Origin of the sequence: Arthrobacter ipis, assembly GCF_014694315.1 — a bacterium.
Classification (GTDB): Bacteria; Actinomycetota; Actinomycetes; order Actinomycetales; family Micrococcaceae; genus Arthrobacter; species Arthrobacter ipis.
On sequence record NZ_JAAOXD010000009.1, the window covers coordinates 320,575 to 344,521 of the forward strand.

The following is a 23,947-nucleotide window of genomic DNA, read 5'->3' on the forward strand; positions in this document are numbered from 1 at the left end:
TGCCGGTCACGCCGTCCTCCGTAGTAATACGAAGGGTCACGAAGTTACGGGAGGGGCTTGTCACGAAGACTTCCGCGGCAATGATTTTCACAACAGGTCCTTTCGGATGGACTGGTTCAGGGGTCAGTTGGTGGGCGCCGGGTGCGGCTGGGTGGCTGTTTCGGTGGTGCCGGCCGTGTCGTCCTCGGAGGGCTCGGCGGCGATATCGGCCTTTTTGGGGGCATCGACGCTTTCGCGGCGGGCCCGGATCTCTGTGAGGATCTCGGCGTGCTTGGCATCGGTCAGCGTGTACCTGCTCATGACCAATACCGCGAGGATTGTCAGTACGGCAGGCAGTGCACCCGCGGCGATCTGAATGCCGAACACGGCGTCCGGGGTCTGGGCGACCCCGCCAGACTTGTAACCGCCCAATGCGAGTGCGTACGCGGCGAGGGCTCCGCCCACGGCCTGGCCGGTCTTGCGGGTGAAGGAGAACAGCGCATAGGTGATGCCTTCGGTGCGGACGCCGGTCTTCCATTCGCCGTATTCCACGGTGTCGGCCTCGAGGGCCCACACCACGATGCTCATTGCGAGGACACCCACGAGGCTGAGCACCAGGCCGGCAAAGCCGATCATGATCTGGCTTGCCGGCGTGAAGAAAATAACCACACCGCCGGCGACAGTGATCAGGGAGGAGTAAATGTAGACGTGCTTCTTGCCGATGTTGCGGACCAACTTGGGCATAAACGCGGCCAGGACGAAGGTCAGGACAAGCTGGATGATGGACAGCACCGGGTACAGGTCCAGGCGGCCGAGGACGTCGCGCAGGTAGTACAGCTGCACGGAAGTTAATGCCAGGTAGCCGGAGAGGAAGAGGAACGAGCTGATGCAGAGCATCAGGAGGGGCTTGTTGCCCTTCAGGGTTTCCATGCTCTGTTTGAGGGAAACGTTCGGTACGGCGCGGTGAACGCGTTCCTTGGCGGTGAGGACGGTGAAGAAGTAGAGGACGGCGCCGATCCCGACGAATACAAGGGTGATGGTGGTGAAGGTTGCCTGCAGGTCAGCGCCCGGCTTGATGAGGGGTGCCACGAAGATGCCGAGCGCCGAACCCACCAGCAGACCGCCCACCATACGGGCCGATCCCAGCTTGGCCCGGTCGCCCGGATCCTGGGTCATGGCGCCCGCGAGTGAGCCGTAGGGGATGTTTACCAAGCTGTAGGCCAGGCCAAGGGCTGCGTAGGTGACGTAGGCGTAGAGCAGGGTTCCGGACTCACCCAACTGCGGGACAGAGAAGGTTGCCACGCTCAGGAGCAGCAGCGGGATGGAGCCGAACATGATGAACGGACGGAACTTCCCGAAGCGTTTGCTGTAGTTTCGGTCCACCATGCGGCCGGCAAAGACATCGGCGAACGCATCGAAGATCCTGACGACCAGCAGGAGTGTGCCTGCGGCTGCCGCGGAAATACCCGCAACGTCGGTGTAGTAGACCAGCAGGAACATGGTGGCGGTGGTGAAGGCCAGGTTGTTGGCGGCATCGCCGGCGCCGTAGCCGATGATGCTGAGCTTGTTCAGCTTTTTCATGAGGTGGGCTCCTTTACCCAAGTGTCTGCCCAGGGGGCAGCCAAAAATAGTGAAAAATGCTACGGGTTGGTGATCGTCTTGTCGCTGCCGTTTTTGACGCCGGCCAGTGCGGTCCAGCGCTGGCGGAGGGCATACGCTGCGGGTTTGGGCCGGCGGTCCCGGGTGAACACGCCCTTCTTGTTGCCGTCCACGCGCATGATGCCGTTGGACGTTTGGAAGTCCGCGAAGTTCCAGACCTGCTCGCCCACCATGGCATCCACGCGGTCAAAGACCCGGTGGTACATAGCCAGGAACGCGGCCTGGTATTCCTCGCTCCAGGGTTGCTCATAGATGGAGTGGAAGCCCGGCATGGTGTCCGGCCCGTACTCGGTCATGATCATGGGCTTCCCGTACTTGGCTTCCCATTCGCGCAGTTCCTTTTCCAGAACCTGCTCGGCGGTTTCGAGGTCCCCGTTGTTCAGGTACCAGCCGTAGTAGCGGTTGAGCATGATGACGTCGAAAAGGTCGCCCAGCAGTTCCTTGTCCGGGGTGTCGAACATGACGTTGACGTAGCCTACGGGACGGGTTGGGTCCAACTGCCGGGTGAGTTCGGCCAGGGGCTGGAAGTATTCCCGGGCGCCTTCCTCGGAGCCGTTGGGTTCGTTGGCGATGGACCAGATCACGACCGAGGGATGATTCTTGTCCCGGGCCACAAGCTCGGTGATGGCCTGGCGGTGGTTTGCCGCGGTGTTGGCGTCCACTCCGCCCTCGACATACGTCTTTTTTGCGATGCCGCCGAACACGGCCCCGAAGCCCAGGTGCAGCCCGACGGCCGCCGTTTCGTCGATCACCACGATGCCGTGCCGGTCGGCAAACTCCATGACTTCTTCTGCGTAGGGGTAGTGGGAGGTGCGGAAGGAGTTGGCGCCAACCCAGTCCAGGAGCTGGAAGTCGTTGACCATCTGGGCGTTGCTGTGGCCCTTGCCGATGGCCACGTGGTCCTCGTGCATGCCGAAGCCGGTGAAGTAGAAGGGTTCGCCGTTGATGAGGAATTCCTTGCCGCTGACCTCGACTGTCCGGACTCCCACGGGGAGGGTGTAGCTGTCCACCAGCCGGCCGCCGTCGTGGATCTCAGCGGTGAGGCTGTACAGGTAGGCCGCCCCGGGTTTCCAGAGCACGACGCCGTCAATTACCAGGGTGCCCTCGGCGCCTTCTGTTGCGGCGACTTCGGCGCCGTCCGCATTGCGCAGGGTGACCCGGATGGCCTCGATTCCCGTGCCGTTCGCGGTGGCGATCGTGTAGTCGACGGTGCCGGTGGTGCCTTCGAAGCCGGTCACCACCGTGATGTCATCCACGGTGACGGAAGGGGTGCTGTAAAGCCAGAGGCTGCGGTGCAGCCCGGCATAGTTATAGAAATCGTGCAGGTAGCTCTGCTGCCGGCGTCCGTCCTCGCTGACGGTGATGCTGCCTGGCGGAATGGTGGCCTGGGTGAGTTCGTTGTTCACGGAGATGGTCAGCCGGGAGATCTGGCCAGGGGTCACGTGCTCGGTGATGTCGGCACTGAACGGCATGTACCCGCCGGTGTGTTCGGCCACCAGCACGTCGTTGACCCAGACCATGCCCTCGTGCGTGGCGGAGTCGAGACGGAGGTGGATTCGCTCCCCTGCCCAGCCGCGGGGAACGCGCACCTCGCGCTGGTACCAGACGTAGCCCACGTGGTTGCGGACTGCCTTGTCCGGGAAGACATCGTTGTAGCTGGCCGGGACACCCATTTCGAGGTCGGTCTCCAGCGCCGTCTTGAACCATTCCTGGCGGTGGCCCGCACGGTCGAAGTCCACCTTGAAGCGGTAGACGCCGTCGAGGTTTACCAACTCGCGGGTTTCGCTGGCCTGGGGCTTGAGCATTCTGGGGGTCCTAACGCGTCTTTGCGGGCTGAGCCGGAGGGGGATTCTTGGGAAGACCGGCAGTGCGCCGGGTTTCTGCTCGTACTGTAATCCTAGTCACTTGGCAATCAAATGGCAAGCGGTTGCCAGAAGTTTACTTGAAACTTCATGAAACACGGCTGCCCGGCTCCTAATGGCAAGCGGAACCGGGCAGCCGTGCGTGTGCGGATAGTCGCTACCGGGATACAGACCGCTTCCCGAACGTTCCGCACAAGCCTTCAACCAGGTCGACGACGCCGCCGTCGGCGGCCAGGACGGGGTCCACCAGCTCCAAAAGGGCCTGGATCCGTTCCGCGCCGCTCAGCCGGTTGGCGGCAGCAACGCCGTCGGCCAGCGGATCCCGGACCTCGGCGACGGCCGCGCTGTAGTCCATCCACGCGGCAATCATGAGCGCGGCGGCGGCACCTGACCGGCCCGCGGCGCGCTCGGCCCGCAACACCGGAACAGCGCGCATCCGCAGCTTGGTGCTGCCGTCCATGGCGATCTGCGCAAGATGGTGGGCAATGCGGGCGTTGCTGAAGCGTGCCAACAGCGCAGCTCGGTACGCCGGGATCTGCAGGTCAGCGGCAGCGCCCTCCGCTCCGGCGAGGTTGGCCTGGGCCTCGTCCCAGAACGCTTCAACAGCCCCCAGGCACACCGGATCGGCCAGTGCCTGGGCCACCGTGGAGTGTCCCCGAAGCTGGCCAGCGTAGGCCAGCAGGGAGTGCGCGCCATTCAGGAGCCACAGCTTGCGGTTCTCATACGGTTCAATGACGTCTACGAAGACAGCACCCGCATCTTCCCAGTGCGGCCGGCCGGCCGGGAAGTCCCCGCTGAGCACCCAGTTGGTGAAGGGTTCGGCTACCACGGGGAAATTGTCGCGGTAGCCGCAGCCGGCTTCCACGGCAGCAAGGTCCGCCTCCGTGGTGCGCGGAGTGATGCGGTCAACGGAGGTGCTGACGAAGCTGATGGTGGCGTCGATCCATTCGGCCACGCTTTCGTCCCACGCCCCGGCCATACCCACCAGGGCGTTGTGCGCTACGGTGCCGTTGTTGGAGAGGTTGTCGCAGCAGACCACGGCGAGCGGGCCGGAACCGGCGGTCCGGCGGGCGGCGAGGGCCAGCACCAGCCGGCCCAGCGGCGTCGTCGGGGTTCCGTTGCCGGCCTCCAGCAGTGCCAGGTCTGCCACAACGTCGGCGGCCGTGCGGTCGAGCTTCCCGTCGGCGCCGAGCCGGTATGCCGCCTCGGTGATCGTGAGGGTGACAACGGCGGTAGCGGGGGCCGCTATCAGTTCCGCCAGACGCTGCATGTCGGCGCCGTCTACCGCTTCAACAATGCTGCTGACTACGGTAAACGAGTCGCCGCCATCGGCGCGTTCCACCACGGTGTACAGGCCGTCCTGCTCCGCCAGGGCCAGCGCGGCGTCGGGGCGGCGGCCGGTGAAGGCGGCGATGCCCCAGTCCGCGGCGTCGCCCGCCTGGTGCGTGTACCAGGCCTGGTGTGAGCGGTGGAAGGCACCCAGCCCCAGGTGGACGATGCGGACCGGGGGCTTGGCGGCAGGCCGCAGGCTGCGGCTTAGTTGGGGAAGGTCGACGGCGGATGTGGCCGCGGAGGGCAGTTCGGTACTCACAGCTTGAAGACCCTTCTGGGCGAGCCATCGACGATGTCGACGATCAGTTCATGGGCGCGTTCCTCGCTGACGCGGTGCTCCGCCACAAGCCGGGCCAGGAAGGAGGCCTCGATCCGGCGGGAGGCATCGTGGCGCGCGGGGATGGAGCAGAACGCGCGGGTGTCGTCGATGAAGCCGGACGAGCGGGAGAAACCGGCGGTTTCGGTAACGGCCGAACGGAAGCGCAGCATGGCGTCCGGCGCATCCAGGAACCACCACGGGGCTCCGAGGAACACGGACGGGTAGAAGCCCGCAAGGGGCGCGAGTTCGCGGGAAAACACGGTCTCGTCCAGCGTGAAGAGCACCAGGTGGAAGTCCTTGGCGGTGCCGAAGTCCTGCAGCAGCGGGCGGATGGCCTCGGTGTAGTTGACGGCGAACGGGATGTCGTGGCCGGTGTCTGCACCGTACGCGTTGAACGTTGGTTCATGGTGATTCCGGTAGGAGCCGGGGTGGATGGTCATGACCAGGCCGTCCTCAACGGACATCCGGGCCATCTGGTACATCATGTGGGCCTCGAAGTCGTCGCGGTCCTGCGCCGTGGCCTGGCCGGAGCGGGCACGGTCGAAGAGTTTCGCCGCGGCCCCGTCGTCGAGCTTGAGCGTTGCAGGAGTGCGGACGCCGTGGTCAGCGGAGACTGCGCCGTGTTCCACGAAATAACGACGCCGGTTTCCAAGGGCGGTGAGATAGCCGGCATAGCCTGTGCCGCCGTCGCCTGCTGCCGCGATGAGGCGGTCCACGTTGGCCTGCCATTCCGGGTGGGCGATGTTCAGGTAGGCGTCCGGGCGGAAGGTGGGCAGGACGCGGCCGTGGAACGTGGGATCCTGGGCGATCGCCTTGTGGCTGGACAGGCTGTCCAGTGGATCGTCGGTAGTGGCCAGCACCTCGATGTTGAAGTCTTTGAAGAGCTGGCGGGGCCGGAAGCCGGGCTCGAGCAGCTTGGCGGAAATCGCGTCGTAGCTGGCGTCGGCGGTCTCGGCGCTGATCTCCTGCGGGAGGCCGAAGACGCTGCTGAACTGGGTTCGGAGCCAGTAGCCGGAGGCAGTGCCTTCGAACAGCGGCCAGGCCTTGCAGAACTCGTGCCAGACGGCGCGGGAATCCGGTTCCGCGGCCTTCGAGCCGCGCACCCGGTCCAGTGGAACACCGCTGGCATGGATCAGCCGGGTGACGTAGTGGTCCGGACTGACCAGCAGCGCCGCCGGGTCCGGGAAGGGGCTGTTGTGCTCGATGACTGCGGCGTCAACGTGCCCGTGCGGGGAAATGATGGGGAGGTCCTGGACGCGCTGCAGGAGGTCCCGCGCAATGCTGCGCGTTCCGGGATCCGCGGGCAGGAGCCGGTCTGGGCTGGCGGCAATCGACTGTGACATAGCTCTATGGTCCGGCTTTTGCGTCGCTTTTGTCAACCGGTTGCCATAGATTGCCAAAACCCGCGGTTTGGCCCTGCAGCCGGACCTAGCGTGCGGGCAGCAGCCGGCCGCTTGAGCCGCGCAGCACCAGCTCCGTCTCCACACGCAGGGTGCCGGCAGGTTCCCCCATGCCGTGCAGGAGGTCAAGCAACAGGGTGGCCGCGCCCGCGCCGCACTCCCCCAGCGGGGAGCGCACGGTGGTCAGCGGCGGCGTTGTGAAGTCGGCGCCGAAGATGTCGTCGAAGCCCACGATGCTGATCTGGTCCGGCACCACGATGCCGGCGGCCTGGAGTTCCTGCATGAGTCCGATGGCCAGGAGATCGTTGTAGGTCAGCACGGCAGTGACGCCGCTGGCCCGGACGTCGCGCGCCACCTGCCTGCCGCCGTCGACCGTGGGTTTGGTGGAATCCAGCCTCACGGCCTCCAGTCGTGACCATTCGCAGGCCGCCCGGACGCCTTCCCAGCGACGGGCGGACATCCAGGACTGCGACGGCCCGGCAACAAAGGCAACCTTGGTGTGCCCGTTGGCGGCGAGGCTGCGCACAGCCTCGCTGATGCCCTTGTTCACATCCGGAACCACGCAGGGCACGCCCTCGACCTCGCGGTTGATGACCACCACCGGTTTGTCGCGGGCAAGTGCGCGGATGTTGTCGTCGTCCGTGCGGGGGCTTGCGAGGATGAGGCCGTCCACGGTAGCCATGAGCCGGCGGGCCGCGGTCAGTTCGGTGACGGCGGACTCAGCGGACTCGGCCAGCACGAGTGTGTAGTCCCGCAGCGTGGCCGTGGTCTCTGCCCCGCGGATGATGTCGAAAAACGTGGGGTTGGTGATATCCGCGACGATCAGCCCGAAGGTGTTGGTCCGCCCGGTGGGCAGGGCCCGCGCGAAGGGGTTGACCTGGTAGTTGAGCTCGGCGGCGGCATCCTCAATGAGCTTCTGGGTCTTGGCGCTGACTCTGCCGGGTTTGCTGAGGGCCCGTGACACGGTGGAAGGGTTCACGCCGGCAACCTTGGCAATGTCGTAGATGGTGGGGTTGGATTTCCCGTCCCGGGCGTGTTTATTGGCCCGGCCCGTTGCTGCGGGCGCGTCCGGCTTCTTGGGTTCAGTCACCGCCCCATCCTAACGACGAACCCGCCCAACCGACTGGCAATAGTTGTCGTTTTGAACGCTCAAAACGACATTATGTGCGAGTCAGTTGGGCGGGAGTTGCCCCACGGGTGGCCAGCGGTTGCCGGGTCTGGCCAGATGGCGCCGGCCTACGAGCGCTCGGGGAACTTGCCTTCCTCGGCGATGCGCTTGTTGAGCTCGGCGAGGAATACGTCCTCGTCGAAGTCCAAGCCTACTTCCCTGCCGGTCCAGCTGGAGAGGTGAATGGCGTTGGCCAGGCGGACGCCGTTGATGCCGTCAGACCCCGGTGCCAGCAGCGGGGTGCCGTCCAGGATGTTGGCGGCGAAGTTCGCCAGGACGCCGGAGTGCTGGGCGCCCCAGGCGGATTCGAACTCCACTACTTCGGTGGCGTAGTACTCCTCGGGGTTCAGCTCGCCCATGAAGAGCTTGCGGACATCGTCCATGTCCATGCCGTCGCTGAGTTCGCGCTCAGGCTTGACCAGGCGGGTCACGGTGGCAGTCTTGGAGCCTTCCACGACGATCTTGCCCTGGTCGCCCAGGATCTCGAAGCGGTCCGTGCCGGTCAGGTCGTGGGTAGCGGTGACGAAAACGCCGGTAGCGCCGTTGCCGTAGTCCACCACCGCTGTGACTTCATCTTCGACGGCGATGTCGCGGCGGAAGCCGTAGGCCACCTTCGCGTAGACAGACTTCGGCACGCCGCAGATCCACTGCCACAGGTCCAGCTGGTGTGGTGCCTGGTTGACCAGGACGCCGCCGCCCTCGCCGCCCCAGGTGGCCCGCCATTCGCTGGAGTTGTAGTACCCCTGCGGCCGCCACCAGTTGGTGATGATCCAGTTGGTGCGGCGGATGGCGCCGATCTCGCCGTTCTCGACGATTTCCTTGAGCTTCTGGTACAGCGGGTTGTTGCGCTGGTTGAACATGATCGCAAAGGACAGCTCGGGCTTGCTTGCGGCAAACTCGTTGAGTTCCTTGACCTGCTTGGTGTAGACGCCGGCCGGTTTCTCGACGAGTGCGTGGATGTTGCGCTTGAGCGTTTCGATGCCCATTTCGGGGTGGAGGAAGTGCGGGACGCACGTGACTACTGCGTCGACGTCGCCGCTTTCGAGCATGGCGATGTAGTCCTCGTAGAAGGGTGCGTCCGGGTACTGGGAAGCCGCGAGTTCCTTCTTGGCGGGGTCCGTGTCGCAGATGGCGCCGATTTCCATGTTGGGAACCAGTCCGTCGGTGATGAATTTGGCGTAGGCGCCGCCCTGCTGGCCCAGGCCGATGATGCCGAGGCGTACTTTCTTACTCACAGTTTGTTTCCTTTTTCTTTGGTTGAGCTTGCCGAAAGCCGGATGGTGGAGATTCAGGGTTAGAAAAGGTCGGCGTGGCCCATGGCCACCAGGTTGTCGTGGGAGGTCTGCAGCGCGTCCCAGACGGTGCGGCCGTACAGCTGGTCCTGCTCCACGAGCATGTACTGTGCGCCGGCGGCCTGGGCGGCCGGGATGATGGCCGGAAAGTCCAGGTTGCCTTCGCCCACTTCGGCGAACTGGACCACGTCCTTGAACTCGGCCATGAAGCCGGTGACGTCCCCCGATTCAAGGAGCCCGAAGGCCGATTGGGGCAGCTCGCCGATGCGGTAGTCCTTCAGGTGCACCATGGCGGTGCGTCCGGCGTACTTCGCGAGGGTCCGGACGGGGTCAAGTCCGCCGCGCTGCACCCAGTGGACGTCGATTTCCATGCCCATGGCCGGGGAGTTCTCGGCGATGATGTCCAGCATGTATTTGCCGTCGAACTTCGCGAACTCGATGTGGTGGTTGTGGTAGTACAGGCCGATGCCGTGCTGCTGCAGGCGCTCGGCGTACCCGTTGGCTTCTTTGGCGAAGTCCACCACGGCGCCGATCGACTTCATGGCCGGGAAGGGAAGCATCCCGATCCGCAGGAGCCTGGTGTCGAGTCGTTTCGCGTCGTCAACGATCTTGTCGAAATGGTCCTTGAGCGAATCGCCGGGCATGCCCTTGGGGGTTTCCATCGCGACCGACAACGCCGCAATGTCCATGCCCAGTTCATTGCGGGACCGGTCCAGTTCGGTGACGTTCTCCGCTGTCATCGGGATCTGGGAGATTTCGACGGCGTTGTAGCCGATCGCGCTGACCTTCCGGAGCGTCTCGAACGCCCCGAGTTCCGTGAAGCTCTCTTTGAGCATCATCGCTTGTACGCCAATTGTGGCTGTGTTGGCCATGGTGGTCCTTTCAGTTTTGACGGTGCCCTCAGGCGACGGCGCCGGCCTGTTCGTGCTGATGCCGCTGGCTGTCGAGCAGCCGGTGACGATCGGCCCGGCGCTGTTCCTGCCGGTCCGGATCGGGTACTGGGGAGGCCAGCAGGAGACGCTGGGTGTAGGGGTGCTCGGGGTCGCGGGTTACCACCGCGGCCGGTCCCTGTTCGACGATTTCGCCGTGGTACATGACGGCCACGCGGTGGCTGATGTGCCGCACGACGTCCAGATCGTGGGAGACGAAGAGGTAGGAAACTCCGGTGTCCTTCTGGATCTGCAGGAACAGGTCAAGGACACGTGCCTGGGTGGACAGGTCAAGTGCACTGACGGGTTCATCGCAGACGATGAGTTTCGGTGAGAGCGCGAGTGCCCGGGCGATGGCGACGCGCTGGCGCTGGCCGCCGCTGAACTCCCGTGGCAGGCGGTGGATGGCGTCCGAGGGCAGCCCCACCTGGTCAAGCAGTTCCTTGACGCGCTTCCTGGCCGCTGTCTGCTCCAGGCCCTGCACTCCGAGGGGTTCGGCGAGGATGGCGCCGATCTCGAGGGCCGGGTTCAGGGAGGTGTACGGGTCCTGGAAGACCACTTGGAGGTCCCGGCTCAGGGTCCGCCGCTGCTTGCGGGTGGCGTGGCTGATGTCGCGGCCTTCGAACGTGATCCTTCCGTCCGTCACGGGGGCCAGGCCGAGGACGGCACGGCCAAGGGTTGTCTTTCCCGAACCGGACTCCCCCACCAGGCCAAGGGTCTCGCCCTGGCCGATGGAGATGTTGATGTCCGTGAGTGCCCGGAACGGCTTGGCGCGGAACTTCTTGCTGGGGTACTCAACCACCAGGTTCTCTACTGTCAGGAGCGGGGCGCTTTCTTCAGCTTCCATAGTGCTCATGCGGCTGGCTCCTTCTGGCTGGATACAAGCATGGACATAGGGGTTTTGCCTTCGAGCATGGATGCCAGCAGGGTCCGGGTGTACTGCTCTTTGGGGTTGCGGAGGATGTCGCGGACGGATCCTTCCTCAACCAGGCGGCCGTTCTGCATGACAGCCACTCGGTCGCAGAGGTCTGCCACCACGCCGAAGTTGTGGGTCACCAGGATGACGCCGATGTTCAGCCGCTGCTGGAGCTCGCGCAGGAGGTCGAGCACGTCGGCCTGCACGGTGACGTCCAGAGCCGTGGTGGGCTCATCGGCGATCACCAGGTCCGGTTCGCAGCTGATGGCACCGGCGATCAGCACACGCTGGGCCATACCCCCGGAGACTTCGTGGGGGTAGGCGCTGAAGGTCCGTTCGGGGTTGGCGATTCCGACGTCGGCCAGGAGCTTCAGCGCGCGCTTGCGGGCTTCTTCCTTGGGGATTCCCAGGACGCGCACCATCGGCGTCACGAGCTGGTAGCCGATGGTGAAAGCGGGGTCCAGGTTGCTCATGGGTTCCTGCGGAATGTAGGAGATCCTCTTGCCGCGAAGCCTGGACAGCCGTGCCTGATCGACGCGTTCCTCACCCGGGGCGACCGTGTAGTTGCCGTCGAACTGAATGGAGCCCGCCACAATGCGGGCGTTATCCGGAAGCAATCCCAGGATGGAGAACGCCGTCTGGGACTTGCCTGAACCGGATTCACCCACGATGCCGAGGATTTCCCCGCGGTCCACGTGGAAGGAAACGTCGTCCACCACCTTTTTGACGGAACCGTCGGCCTGCGGGTATCCGACGCCGAGGTTGGTCACCTTCACGAGGTGGTGCTCCGTGCCAAGCTCGACGGCGGCCATGGACTGGCGCTGCTGGCCCGCCCTGGCGGGTGCCGCCGTCGTGCCCTTCTGCTGGGCCGCTTTCTTGCGGTGCTTGATCTTTTCGCCGTCTTCAAGGGCGTCGCGGATGGCATTGCCCAGCAGGACCAGCCCGCCGATCGTCAACGCCATGGCGAGTGCCGGCCAGAAGAGCAGGGTCGGGTTCAGGTAGACGTTCTTGAAGCCCTCTGAGAGCATGACGCCCCAGGTTGCCTTGGTGGGATCGCCCAGGCCCAGGAATTCCAGCCCGGATTGGATGGCGATGGCCACGCCGGCAATGGCCGCCGTCTGGATGATGATGGGTGCCCGGACCACGGAGAAGATGTGGCGGGCGATGATGCTCAGGTCCGAAAGCCCGGAAACCCTGGCGGCGTCAACGTACAGCTCGTTGCGCACAGACTGGACGGCGGTGCGGGTCAACCGGAAATAGGACGGGCTGATGAGGATGCCGAACGCGATCATGGAAATCCATACCGAGGGGCCGAAAGCCGCCCGGATGGTCAGCAGCACAATCAGGCCCGGCAGGCTCATGAGGATGCTGACCATCCAGTTGGAAACTGCCTCGAACTTGCCGGCGTAATAACCGGCGATCAGTCCTGCCGGCAGCCCGATGGCAATGGCGACGCCGGCACAGAGCAAGGCGGAAAGCAGCGTCAGCTGCGCACCGAACAGCAGGCGGCTCCAGACATCGCGCCCGGCGCTGTCCGTTCCCAAAATATTTACCGAGTCGGGGGCGGCCAGCGTTTTGGCGATGTTGGAATAGTTCTCCTGGAACGGTGCCAGAACCGGAGCCAGGATGGCCAGCAGCGAGATCGCCAGCAAGATGGCCATGGCAATGATGCCCAGCGGGTTCCTGAGCAGGCGCCGGATCACGGTGGAGCGGACCACTGTGCCGCTCTGCCCGGTATTAAGGGAGGGCGCAGGTGCGGCAACTGCCGCCGTTTCTACAGAGTCACTCATGACACACGTACCTTCGGGTTGAGCCAGCCATTGAGAATGTCCACCAGCAGGTTCACCACTATGACGACCACCACCGTGTACATCACGACGCCCATCACCACCGGGAGATCTGACTGGCCGGTGGCAGCGACCGCCAGAGGACCCATGCCCGGCAGAGCGAAGATTTGCTCGATGATGACCACACCTCCAAGCATGCCGACCAGCTGCAGACTGAGGACCGTCAGGCCGGCCGGGGCGGCACTGCGCAGCACGTGCTTGAACAGGATCTCCCGCTCGCCGATGCCGCGGCTGCGCAGGGTGCGGACGTAGTCCCGCTCGAGCTGTTTGATGACGGCGCTGCGGATCTGCTGCGCGCCGCCTGTGACGCCGTTGACCAACAGGGCGATCACCGGAAGGGCCATGGAATAGACCCACGCCTCTGGTCCGGATTCCGGCGAGATGGTGCTGGTTGCCGGGAAGAGGCCCAGCTGGATGGCCAGGATGGTGACCAGGATGACGCCGATCACAAACCCCGGTATGGAGTCTCCGATGATGGCGCCAACCTGGACCACCCTGTCCACCCAGCCGCGCTTGACGGCAGCGACCACACCAATGAGAGCGGCACAGACTGCGATCAGGATCATTGCGGCGAAGACCATGGTCATGGTCACCGGAATCCGGGTGGCGAGCGAGTTGGCCACCGGCTCGGACGTGAACCACGAGGCACCAAGGTTTCCGCTCAGCGCGTCGGCTACCCAGGAGAAATAGCGGACCACCAGCGGCTGGTCCAACCCCAGCTCGTGTTCTTTCATCGCCACCTGCTCCGCAGTGGCCTGGTCGCCAAGGATGTTCCTGGCGATGCTCCCGCTGGAGACGTACAGCAGGAAGAACGTGAGGGCCGAGACAACGAACAGCACCACCAGCCCGCTGCCCAGCCTTTTCGCAATGAACCTGATCATGGTGTCCTACTTGGCCGGGGAGTAGTTGTAGATGGACGGAACGGCCTGCTGGATCTGCGGAGTCACGTTCACCTTGGAGTTGTGGTAGTACATCTGGTTGACCCGGAACAGCGGAGCGAACCACGCCTGTTCAACGACGTACTTGTTCACTTCCTGCGCCAGTTTGCCTGCATCGGCGCCGCCGTTGCGCACGGCCGCGATCTTGGCGTCCAGCTCCGGCGTCGAGTTCTTGAAGGGGTTGTAGAGCGCCTTGGTGGAGACGATCTGGTCCATGGCAACCGTGGGCTGGCCCTGGAAAAGCGAGAAGAAAATGGTGGTGAACTTCTGCGCGGCAATATCGGCCGTATACGTGTTGGTCAGCGCCGCGCCGACCTTCAGGGTGATACCGACATCTGCCAGCTGCTGCGTGATGACGGAAATCTGGGTTTCGAACCCGGGCACGCTCGGGATCTCCAGGGTGACGCCCTTTTCAAAGCCTGTTTCCTTCAGGAGCTGCTTGGCCTTGGCCGGATCGTAGGTGTAGTAGTTTTCCAGCTCTTCCGTCCAGGCGCCGCTGGCCTTGCCGAACGGCTGCGACGTCGGGGTGCCCTGACCCAGCATTACCTGGTCCAGGATGGTCTTGCGGTCAAATGCATAGTTGATGGCCTGGCGGACTTTGACGTTTGCCAGCGCCGGGTTCTTGGCGCCTTCACGGTCCAGGAGGAGCAGCCCCTGCCAGTCAACCTCGTTGGCAGCCAGTTTCATTTTGGCGCCCTCGGCCTGCTTGCCGTTCTTGGGGTCCAGGATGGTAGCGTCCACCTGCCCGGAGACCAGGGCGTTGGTGCGGGCGGTGAGGTCGGTCAGGACCTTGAACGTCAGTTTCTGGTACTTCTGCAGGTCCTTGTTCCAGTAATCCTTGCGGGCGCTGAAAACCGTCTGTGAGTCCTTGACCGACGCCGCCTTGTCCATCACGTACGGGCCGGAGCCGACCGGTTCGGTCTTGATGCCTTCGGTGTCCAGGGCCTTCGGGCTGCCCATCAGGCCGGCGGCCTGGCTCAGAAAGTATTCCAGCGCGGGGTCCGGCGCCGTGAGGTTGACGTCGATGGTGTCGGCGTCCACCACAGTCACGTCCCTGACCGAAGCGAGCTGCGCCATCTGTGGACCGTTGGCTTTTTTGAAGTGGTCCATGTTGGCCTTGACAGCCTCGGCGTCGAACTTGGCGCCGTCGCTGAAGGTCACATCCGTGCGCAGGTCCAGGGTGAGCTTGGTGTTGCCGGCGTTGTACTTCCACGCCGTGGCCAGCATCGGGCTGAGTTTGCCGTCCGGTTCGCGCAGGATCAGCGTGTCGTACACCGCCTGGTACGGCTGCAGAACATGGCCGACGTGCGCCTGGGCGGGATCCCACGAACGCACGTCCTGGACAGTGCCAAGGGTCAATGCTGTGGCAGCACCGGCGGCCGAACCGGAGTTGGCAGCACCGCCGCAACCGCTCAGCGCGAGGGATGCGCTGAGAACAAGGGCGGCTGCTGCCGCCTTGGGACCTAACTTCATTGTTGGCTCCTGAATCTGTGGAACGTGATACTTGCAGACGAAGGCCGGTGTGGCGTGGACCACACCGGCCGGGTCACATTCAGAATACGGATTGTTGCCGCGTTTGGCAACCGATTGTCAAAAAAGCAGCAACAACCTCGTATTGGCCGGCTGGGCAGCACCCGGTCAGGTCAGTGGACGCGGCGCGGTTGCTCCATGACGGGCTCAGGAGACCGCATGGGTGGACTCCGGGTAGCTTTGCCGGTAGATCTCCTTGATGATGCGCAGCGAATTTTCCGCTTCGGCAGGGCTGATCCAAAACGGATCGCCGTCGTGCAGGCGGGCGTAGAAGTCGCTGACCAGCAGTTCGTGGGAAACGCCCCAGTAGGACCGGCCGCCGGAGCCGCTCGCGCGCTCGGGAACGATGTCCACGCGTCCGTCAGAGTACTTTACTGTGAGGTCGCCCCGGAGGCTCAGGACCGCCTTCTCGGTGACCACGTCGAGCGTTACCGGGGCGTTGAAGGCATTGGCCAGGGTGGCATAGAACGCGCTTCGGGCGCCGCCGGCATGCTCTGCCACGAACTCCGCGGTGTCTTCTACTTCTATGGCCTCGCCCAGGAAGCGGGTTGACGCGTTGCCGGTGACCGCGACGACGTCGCCTACCAGCCATTGGAGCAGGTCGACGGTATGGATGGCCTGGTTCATCAGCAGGCCTCCCCCGCCGCCGGCCCAGGTCCCCCGCCACGGCCGGTTTTGGTAGTACTCGGCGGAGCGCTGCCACATCACTGTTGCCGACGCTCCCGTCACGGCCCCCAGTTCGCCCGTTGACAGCAGGGCGTGCATGGCCTGCGACGTCGCGTTGTACCGGTTCTGGAAGCACACGGCGATTTTGGCCCGGCCGGCCGAGGCGGCTTCGACCAGGCGCCGACCTTCCGCAAGGGTGTGGGCCAGCGGCTTCTCCACGATGACGTTGACGCCGCGCTCCAGGCAGTCGACTGCCACTGCCGCGTGGTGGTCATGCGGAGTGCAAATGTGCACCACGTCAGGCTTAACGGCCTCTATGAGGGCCAGATGGTCGGCGTAGCCGGGGACGCCCCACGTGGCCATCGCGGAGGCCAGCCGCTGCGGGTCCGCGTCGCACACCGCAACGAGCGCGGCGCCGTCGAGCTTTGCCACCGCTTCGAAGTGCACGGTGGAAACGTCGCCGCAGCCGATGACAGCCGCCGTTGTCCTCAAGAGAGTTCAATCCCGTTTTTCGTGGCCAGCGCTGCGAAGGCGCGGGCTGCGGCGCCGAAGGCGGCCGGCCCCGAGAAGCCGCCGAGCTCGTGGGCGCTGGCCAGGTGGGGCTCCAGTGAGGCGAAGCCGGTGAAGCCGTCCGCTTTCAGGGCGGCGATGGTGGCATCCAGTTCGCCGTCGCCCTCGCCTGAGGGCACCACCTCCCCGCTGGCAGCGAGTGCGTCCTTGACCTGGAAGTACTCGAGGTAGGGGCGCAGCATGGCGTAACCCTCGGTGTAGGGCTTGATGCCCACCTGAACGAAGTTTGCGTTGTCCCAGGCGATCCGCAGCGCCGGCGAGTCCACGGTCTTCATGATGTCCAGGACATGCTCCGGGGTGTCGCCGTAGATGCCTTTTTCGTTCTCATGCAGAAGCACGACGCCGGCTTCCGCGGCGAGGGCCGCAAGCGCGCCCATGCGCACCATGACGTCGTCGCGGATGTCTTCCGCGCTCTGGCCTTCGGCCCGGAAGAAGGAGAAGACGCGGATGTACTTGGTGTCCAGGCCGTTGGCTACGGAGACGATTTGGCGGAGCCTGTCCAGCTCGTGCTCGATCGGGAGGCCCACGTCCACCTTGCCAATGGGGCTGGCCACGGCCGAGACTTTCAGGCCTTGTTCATCGAGGATCTCCTTGAGCGCGGCCACCTGCTGCGGTTCCAGCTCCGAGACATTGGTGCCCCAGGCGCTGCGCACCTCGATGTGGCTTGCGCCCAACGCCAGTAATACCGCACACTGCACCGCAGGGTCCGGATGTATCTCATCGCCGAAGCCTGAGAGCGGCCAGACTGCTGTTGTTGTTTTGCTCACGCGGGTCTCCTGGGTTTCGCGGCCGCCGCGCGGGCAGCTCGCGTTCCAGCTCCAGTGCGGTGAGGCAGTTTACAAACAATGTCCCCCCAGCTTAGCCAGGGCTGCGACGAAATGACAACCGGTTGCCAAATCCTTGTCAGCTGTGGCATTCTTGGCTGACAGGTTCTGTGGCGGCAGCCACAGGAGCCCATTTGACCTGGCCAGAACGGCCCGGCCGCGTTCAGAGAGGAGCGCCGTGGCTACGACGCAAGCAGCAGCAGTGGACCGCCCGCCCACCATCCACGACATCGCAGCCCTCTGCGGCGTGGCGGCCTCCACCGTTTCCCGGGCGCTCTCCACCCCGGACCGCGTTAATATCCGGACGCGCCAGCGGATCGAGGCGGCCGCAGCGCAACTGAACTACATCCCCAACAGCCAGGCCAAGGCGCTGAGCTCCGGGCGGACCGGTGCCGTGGGAGTGCTGGTACCCGACATCACCAACCCGTTCTACTTCGACCTCATCCGGGGTACCCAGCTCCAGCTCAAGGCCGCCGGGTACACGCAGCTGCTGGTGGATACGGAGGAATCCGATGAAGTCGAAGCCAGCGCCATGGAGCAGCTGCGCAAGAGCGCGGACGGAATCGTCGTGGCTGCCTCCCGGCTGAGTGACGAGGCCTTGCTTGCCGCTGCAGCGAAGATGCCGATGGTCACGGTCAACCGCGACGTCCCCGGGGTCCCCGCAGTCCTCATCGACACCCCATCCGCCACCACCCAGGCCCTTGACCACCTCATCTCACTCGGCCATACCGACGTCGCCTACATGGCCGGGCCGCTCACCTCACAGTCCAGCACCCGCCGCTGGACTACCCTGGCGGAGGCAGCCAAGGAGCGCGGGGTGGAAGTGCGCGCGCTCGGACCGTTCGCGCCCAAGACACAGTCCGGCGCAGTCGCCGCCGACGCCGCCGTGCACAGCGGCGTGACGGCCTGCATCGTGTTCAACGACCTCATAGCTATCGGCATGCTCCAGCGCCTCCGCGAACGCGGCATCCGTGTCCCGGAGGACATGAGCATCGTGGGCTGCGACGACATTTTCGGCGCCGACTTCTGCAACCCGCCGCTCTCAACCATGGCATCGCCCATCGAGCAGGCAGGCCGCGTAGCGGTGTCCATGCTGCTCGCGCAGCTCAGCCCTGTGGCGGGCGGCGTTACACGCAGCCGCTCCGTGATGCCCACCCACCTCACGGTCCGGGGCTCCACGGGACCAGCGCCGGGAATGCGATAGGCACTCTGCTTCCGCGACGGACAGGGCGTCACCGCGGACATGGACTTTCATCAGGCTCCCGGTTCCCAGGTCTATCCTGAGCTTCACTACCAACGTCTGGCGGGCCAGCCGCCCTGATCAGGAGTGATCAATGTGAGTAACGTGAGCGCAGTGTTGACCGGCATCGAGGCAGAGCTCGGTTGGGTCCGGGAAATCTACCAGAACCTTCACCGGCATCCGGAGCTGAGCCTGGAGGAACACCAAACCGCCAAACTCGTGACGGACAGGCTTCTGGCGTTCGGGTACGAAGTGAAACCCATTGGAGGTACCGGCGTTGTGGGCGTACTGGCCAGCGGGGACGGACCCGCAGTCCTGGCGCGGGCGGACATGGACGCGCTGCCGGTCACAGAAGCCACAGGACTGCCCTACGCCTCGGAAGTGGGCGGGGTGATGCACGCCTGCGGCCACGATGTCCACGTCAGCACACTGCTGGGTGCCGCCAAGCTCATGGCGGACGGCCGCGACGCGTGGTCCGGGACCTACATCGTGCTGTTCCAGCCAGCGGAAGAGGTAGGCGCCGGGTCCAAAGTCATGGTCGAGGACGGCCTGACCACGAAAATACCGCGGCCCGATGTCGCACTGGCCCAGCACGTGATGCCCCTTCCGGCCGGGACCATCGCCATCAAGCCGGGCCCGGTCCTTTCCGCGGCGGACTCGCTCAAGATCACCGTTTACGGGACCGGCGCGCACGGCTCCATGCCTCACATGTCCGTCGACCCGGTGGTGCTGGCCTCCTCGATCGTGCTTCGGCTGCAAACGGTCGTCTCCCGGGAGACCAGGCCGGGAGAATTCGCGGTAGTCACCGTGGGGGCCTTCAACGCCGGGGCCACAGCGAATATCATCCCGGACCGGGCCACGCTGTTGCTGAACATCCGCACCTACGACGACGCCGTCCGGTCGGCGGTCCTCGCGGCGATCGAAAGGATCGTGAAGGGCGAATGCGTTACGGCCGGCTCCCCGCGGGAACCCGAGTTCGAGTACTACGACCGCTTCCCGCTCACTACCAATGACTCCGCCGTCACGGACCGCGTCACGGCTGCCTTCACCTCCCACTTTGGCGCGACGGCCATTCAGCACGCCTTGCCGCAGACGGCATCCGAGGACTTCAGCCGCATTCCGGAGGCCTTCGGCGTTCCCTACACTTTCTGGCTCCTCGGTGGGGTGGAACCGGAAACCTACCGTGCCGCCGTCGCCAACGGAACCGTGTTCCAGGACATTCCTGCCAATCACTCCCCCTCCTTCGCCCCGCTGGTCGACCCGACGCTGTCACTCGGCGTACAGGCCCACGTGGTGGCCGCGTTATCGTACCTGTCCCAGCCAACTGATTCCCGGTGAACGCCGCGGGACGATGTCCTGACCCGCTGTTGCCGGACCGTTCTGCATCTAGACCGCGTTTTACAGATGAACTGCGGGGGCGTCGGGGGAAGCAGTGCCGCTGAAGGTTTTGCGGCTGATGTTGATCAGCCGCAACGCGATGGGAGCAATCAGGATGGCATCTCCTGCCGCCCAGATGAAGAGAGGCCCGACAGCGGTGGGAATTTTTCGCGCCGAGTACCGGCAGGTGCTTGGCCACGATGCCTCCCGTGGCAATCAGCACCACCGTCATGGGCAGTGACGCCACCCCTGCAGCGAACGGTGCGAAGCCCAGCACGATCTGGATGTAGAAGTTGATGAAAAGGATACCGCCAATGAGAACGGCTCCGGCCAGGAAAGATGCCAGGAAGGCAGCTGCACGGTTGCGTTCGGTGGCAACCCGCAGAGGCAGCAAGGGCTGCTTGACCCGCCTTTCGACCACCCCGAACAGCACCATCAGCACGGCGCCGGCCAGGATAAATCCCCAGGCTTCCGGCGCGGCCCAGCCATGTTCGGCATTGGTGAAGCCGTAGACCAGCGAGCCTAGCCCCAGTGCCGCCAGGGCCACACCGGGCCAGTCGTAGTCGGTGGCTCCGCCGGCCTTGCTCTCCTGCACGCGCTTCCACACGCCGACCAGTGCTATTGCTGCGATAGGGACGTTGACGAAGAAGCACCAGCGCCAGGATACGTAGTCGGTGAGGAAGCCGCCCAGCAGGACGCCGGCCGCGGCACCCACGCCGCTGATGGAGCCGAAGATTGCAAATGCCGTGCCCCGTTCCTTTCCGCCCGGAAAGGAGACTGTGAGGAGGGCGAGTGCGGCCGGAGCCAGCAACGCCGCGAAGAGGCCCTGGAGGGCGCGGGCGCCGATGAGTTCCCAAGGCGCCTGGGCGAGTCCGCCCGCCAGGGAGGCCACTGCAAAACCGGCGGACGCTGTCATGAAAGCGCGCTTTCGCCCCCAGAAGTCCGCGATGCGGCCGTCCAGCAGCAGGAAAGCTCCGAGCGCCAGGCACAGGGCGGGGGGCTGTCCATCCCACAATCATATGAGAGCTTCGTAACGGCTACTTCCCCTTGCCTCCGCCGAGCGTAAAGGGCAGAACCAGTCGGGACCGGTGATGCGCGTCGCGGTAGATCTTGTGCCTGACCGGCCGGCCCACCGGCAGGTGGAAGGCGTTGGGAGGGAGGTCCCCGGTACCGTAAGAAGTCTACCTATTTCCAGCTGGTACTGGGCGGTCGATTGAATCCCGCACGCTCGCTCAAGCTGAAAGTAGCATTGCTAATTTGCTCGACATCTAGTAACTTGTTGAGTGATGAGGTTCCGCTACTTGCGCCCGAGCTGTTAGTGGGGCTGGATGCAGCCTCGAGAACATAGACAAGTAAAGGGACAGCGAGGAGCGCGAAGCGTGGATCACTCTAGGAGCTTTGACTGAAGCGATGGACGAATCGACCACCCCACAGGATGCGCGACTCAGTGGCGCCGCGTTCGAAAAGCTGGCGAACGACTCCATGAGGGAGATGTTTCCTGAGTACGACGAGGGCGCGATGGCCCTTTGCTTCAACCTGATACGTCTCGCTAACAGGATCACCGCCGACCTGGAAGTCAGCGTCCACCGCCCCGGAAGCCTCAGCTTTTCTGCTTTCAGGCTTCTTTTCGCCATTCGGGCGGTTGGAGCAGGCTATCCCAATGAGCTGGCAAGGCTATCGAGCATTTCAAGCGCCTCTATGTCGAGCCTGCTCAACACCTTGGAAAAGTACGGGTTGGTGACCCGGGAGGCAGACGCTTTTGACAAGCGCAAAACGCTTGTTCGGCTCACGCCACTTGGGGAGGGGCGTGTAACAGAGCTTGCGCGTAAGAACAGCCTGCGCGAAAGCGACTGGGCAGAAGGTCTTACGAGGACCGAAGCGACCATCCTGACTGAACTGTTACGGAAGCTTCTACTACACCACCCGCCTCGTCCCCAGAACTTTGAGGCACCTTAAATCCGTCGCCCCTGATAAAGCACGGTCGCGGTGAAACCCGGCAACAAGCAGGAGTAGCCGGGACGGATCCCTGAACAGTCCGCACAACCTTTGGGCAAGGGCAAGTAGTTACATTTCAAATATCAGGCGTCGCGTTCCGTCGAGCTTCGACGCTGAGCGCTTACAACGAAGTGAGGAATCCGTGCAGTTTCACCATCATGGTTATGTGTCCGGGGACCCGTGTGTCCAGCCCGCTGCAGGGGTCGGCATTAACAGGCCGGCTGAGCTTCCGGACGAGGTCGATGTGTTGATTGTCGGCACGGGGCCCGCAGGAATGCTTGCCGCTGCGCAACTGTCGCAGTTCCCGAACATCACCACCCGCATCATCGAGCGACGCCCCGGCAGGCTCGCTATTGGCCAGGCCGATGGAATCCAGTGTCGCACAGTCGAAACCTTCCAGGCTTTCGGGTTTGCCGAGCGAATCACTGCCGAGGCATACCGGATCACCGAGACGGCGTTCTGGAAACCGGACCCTGCAGACCCCTCCCGCATCATCCGCACGGCCCGCACCCCGGATGACCCCGCCGAAATCAGCGAGTTCCCCCACCTCGTCGTTAACCAGGCCCGCGTGCTGGACTACTTCGCCGAATACATGGCCAACTCGCCCACACGAATGAAGCCCGATTACGGCTACGAGTTCCAAGGACTGAAGGTGGCGGGCCAGGGTGAATACCCGGTTACGGTTACGCTGCTTTCCACTGCGGGCCCGAACGAGGGCCAGGCGCGGATCGTCAAGGCGAAGTACGTTGTTGGCGCGGACGGTGCGCGCAGCAAGGTGCGCCAGGCGATCGGATGCACGCTCGCCGGCGATCAGGCCAACCATGCCTGGGGCGTCATGGATGTACTGGCGGCCACAGACTTTCCCGATGTTCGCGTGAAGTGCGCCATCCAGGGTGAAAAAGGCAGCATCCTTTTGATCCCCCGCGAGGGTGGACACCTGTTCCGCATGTACGTTGACCTGGGCGAGGTAGACCCGCACAACAAGGGGGCAGTGCGCAGCACCAGCATCGAGGAGATCATTTCCAAGGCGAATGAGATCCTGCACCCCTACACGGTGGACGTGCGCAACGTGGCCTGGCACAGCGTCTACGAGGTGGGCCACCGACTCACGGACCGGTTCGACGACGTCCTGCCGGAGGAGCGCGGTACCCGAACGCCGCGCGTGTTCATCACCGGCGACGCCTGCCACACCCACAGCGCCAAGGCCGGGCAGGGCATGAATGTCTCCATGCAGGATGGCTTCAACATCGCGTGGAAGTTGGGGCACGTCCTCGAGGGCCGCAGCCCGGAAGGCCTCCTCTCCACCTACTCGGAGGAACGCCAGGTGGTGGCCAAGAACCTGATCGACTTCGACAAGGAATGGTCAACCCTGATGGCCAAAAAGCGTGAGGAATTCGAGGATCCTGCGGAGCTGGAGGACTTTTACGTGCGGACCGCCGAGTTCCCCGCGGGTTTCATGACCCAGTACGCACCGTCCATGCTGGTAGGCAAGGCTGAGCACCAGGACCTGGCCACGGGGTTCCCGGTGGGCAAGCGCTTCAAGTCCGCGCCGGTGATGCGGGTGGCGGACGCCAACCCTGTGCACCTGGGCCACCACGCTAAAGCTGACGGTCGCTGGCGGATCTATGTCTTCGCCGACCCGGCCCAGCCCGGAACCGCCTCAGCCACGAACCAACTCGCCGAATGGTTCGCAGCCTCACTGGAGTCCCCCCTTGCCATCACCCCGGCAGGGGCCGACCCCGATGCCTGGTTCGACCTGAAGGTGATCTACCAGCAGAGCCACCACGACATCGACTTCGGTGCCGTTCCCGCCGTCTTCAAGCCCGAGGTGGGCCCGTTCAGGTTGACGGACTACGAAAAGGTTTACGCCGCAGACCAAAAGGCGGACATCTTCGACCTCCGCGGGCTCAACCGCGGCGGCGTCGTCGTGGTGGTCCGCCCGGACCAGTACGTGGCAAACGTCCTGCCACTGACCGCAACGGCCGAGCTCGCCGCGTTCTTTGCACCCCTTCTGCAGCCACAGCAACAGAGGGAGCTTCTTTCCGCGGATCTGCCCGGTGGGCCCGCCACGGCTCCCGTTATTTCGTTCTCCGTCTGACCAAGC

The 23,947-nt window shown here is 64.4% G+C and carries 17 protein-coding genes and 1 pseudogene; 4 read left to right on the forward strand and 14 right to left on the reverse strand.

All coding sequences use genetic code 11. The annotated features are described in order from the left end of the window. Positions 1-123: 123 nt before the first annotated feature. The 13 genes from uidB to G9E11_RS20295 all read right to left on the reverse strand — a co-directional run bounded on the left by uidB (position 124) and on the right by G9E11_RS20295 (position 17,174). Positions 124-1,560, reverse strand: coding sequence for a glucuronide transporter (gene uidB / locus G9E11_RS20235; protein WP_246469067.1), 1,437 nt, complete (start codon positions 1,558-1,560; stop codon positions 124-126). A 59-nt stretch (positions 1,561-1,619) separates the two neighbouring features. Further along, complete coding sequence (uidA, locus tag G9E11_RS20240; protein WP_190609105.1) at positions 1,620-3,443, reverse strand: beta-glucuronidase; 1,824 nt, start codon at positions 3,441-3,443, stop codon at positions 1,620-1,622. A gap of 214 nt (positions 3,444-3,657) precedes the next feature. Then, positions 3,658-5,091, reverse strand: a complete 1,434-nt coding sequence (locus G9E11_RS20245; RefSeq protein ID WP_190609106.1) for a mannitol dehydrogenase family protein — start codon at positions 5,089-5,091, stop codon at positions 3,658-3,660. Further along, complete coding sequence (uxaC, locus tag G9E11_RS20250) at positions 5,088-6,494, reverse strand: glucuronate isomerase (RefSeq protein WP_190609107.1); 1,407 nt, start codon at positions 6,492-6,494, stop codon at positions 5,088-5,090. The genes G9E11_RS20245 and uxaC overlap by 4 nt, the downstream gene beginning before the upstream one ends. An 85-nt stretch (positions 6,495-6,579) precedes the next feature. Further along, positions 6,580-7,641 (reverse strand): LacI family DNA-binding transcriptional regulator, encoded by a 1,062-nt coding sequence (locus G9E11_RS20255; protein WP_190609108.1) that lies wholly within the window; start codon positions 7,639-7,641, stop codon positions 6,580-6,582. Between the two features lie 146 nt (positions 7,642-7,787). Continuing rightward, entirely contained in the window at positions 7,788-8,954 is a 1,167-nt protein-coding gene (locus G9E11_RS20260) for a Gfo/Idh/MocA family protein (RefSeq protein WP_190609109.1), read from the reverse strand. A 59-nt stretch (positions 8,955-9,013) separates the two neighbouring features. Then, positions 9,014-9,883, reverse strand: coding sequence for a sugar phosphate isomerase/epimerase family protein (locus G9E11_RS20265; protein WP_246469068.1), 870 nt, complete (start codon positions 9,881-9,883; stop codon positions 9,014-9,016). A gap of 28 nt (positions 9,884-9,911) precedes the next feature. Next, positions 9,912-10,787, reverse strand: coding sequence for an ATP-binding cassette domain-containing protein (locus tag G9E11_RS20270; protein WP_190609216.1), 876 nt, complete (start codon positions 10,785-10,787; stop codon positions 9,912-9,914). 5 nt (positions 10,788-10,792) lie between these two features. Further along, entirely contained in the window at positions 10,793-12,646 is a 1,854-nt protein-coding gene (locus G9E11_RS20275; protein WP_190609110.1) for a dipeptide/oligopeptide/nickel ABC transporter permease/ATP-binding protein, read from the reverse strand. Continuing rightward, on the reverse strand, positions 12,643-13,584 hold the full coding sequence (locus G9E11_RS20280; protein WP_190609111.1) for an ABC transporter permease: 942 nt from the start codon (positions 13,582-13,584) through the stop codon (positions 12,643-12,645). The genes G9E11_RS20275 and G9E11_RS20280 overlap by 4 nt, the downstream gene beginning before the upstream one ends. 6 nt (positions 13,585-13,590) lie before the next feature. Beyond that, complete coding sequence (locus G9E11_RS20285) at positions 13,591-15,114, reverse strand: ABC transporter substrate-binding protein (RefSeq protein ID WP_190609112.1); 1,524 nt, start codon at positions 15,112-15,114, stop codon at positions 13,591-13,593. Between the two features lie 204 nt (positions 15,115-15,318). Beyond that, complete coding sequence (locus G9E11_RS20290) at positions 15,319-16,329, reverse strand: Gfo/Idh/MocA family protein (protein WP_190609113.1); 1,011 nt, start codon at positions 16,327-16,329, stop codon at positions 15,319-15,321. After that, positions 16,326-17,174 (reverse strand): sugar phosphate isomerase/epimerase family protein, encoded by an 849-nt coding sequence (locus G9E11_RS20295; RefSeq protein ID WP_190609114.1) that lies wholly within the window; start codon positions 17,172-17,174, stop codon positions 16,326-16,328. The genes G9E11_RS20290 and G9E11_RS20295 overlap by 4 nt, the downstream gene beginning before the upstream one ends. Positions 17,175-17,409: 235 nt before the next feature. Between G9E11_RS20295 and G9E11_RS20300 the strand changes: the two genes are divergently transcribed. Together G9E11_RS20300 and G9E11_RS20305 are read left to right on the forward strand one after the other, a co-directional pair. Further along, a complete protein-coding gene (locus G9E11_RS20300; RefSeq protein ID WP_311764434.1) occupies positions 17,410-18,435 on the forward strand; it encodes a LacI family DNA-binding transcriptional regulator in 1,026 nt (341 codons plus the stop codon). A 132-nt stretch (positions 18,436-18,567) separates the two neighbouring features. After that, positions 18,568-19,809 carry an amidohydrolase gene (locus G9E11_RS20305; protein ID WP_190609115.1) on the forward strand — a complete coding sequence of 414 codons (1,242 nt, stop codon included), beginning with the start codon at positions 18,568-18,570 and terminating at the stop codon, positions 19,807-19,809. Positions 19,810-20,098: 289 nt separating this feature from the next. On the opposite strand, the pseudogene G9E11_RS20310 reads toward G9E11_RS20305, so the two are convergent. Continuing rightward, positions 20,099-20,863: pseudogene (locus G9E11_RS20310) on the reverse strand (MFS transporter); the annotation flags it as partial. 395 nt (positions 20,864-21,258) lie between these two features. On the opposite strand from G9E11_RS20310, the gene G9E11_RS20315 reads away from it, so the two are divergent. Next, the gene (locus tag G9E11_RS20315; RefSeq protein ID WP_190609116.1) at positions 21,259-21,804 is read left to right on the forward strand and encodes a MarR family winged helix-turn-helix transcriptional regulator; all 546 of its coding nucleotides are present in this window, start codon (positions 21,259-21,261) and stop codon (positions 21,802-21,804) included. 181 nt (positions 21,805-21,985) lie between these two features. Beyond that, entirely contained in the window at positions 21,986-23,941 is a 1,956-nt protein-coding gene (locus G9E11_RS20320; RefSeq protein ID WP_190609117.1) for an FAD-binding monooxygenase, read from the forward strand. The last annotated feature ends 6 nt before the right edge of the window (positions 23,942-23,947 follow it).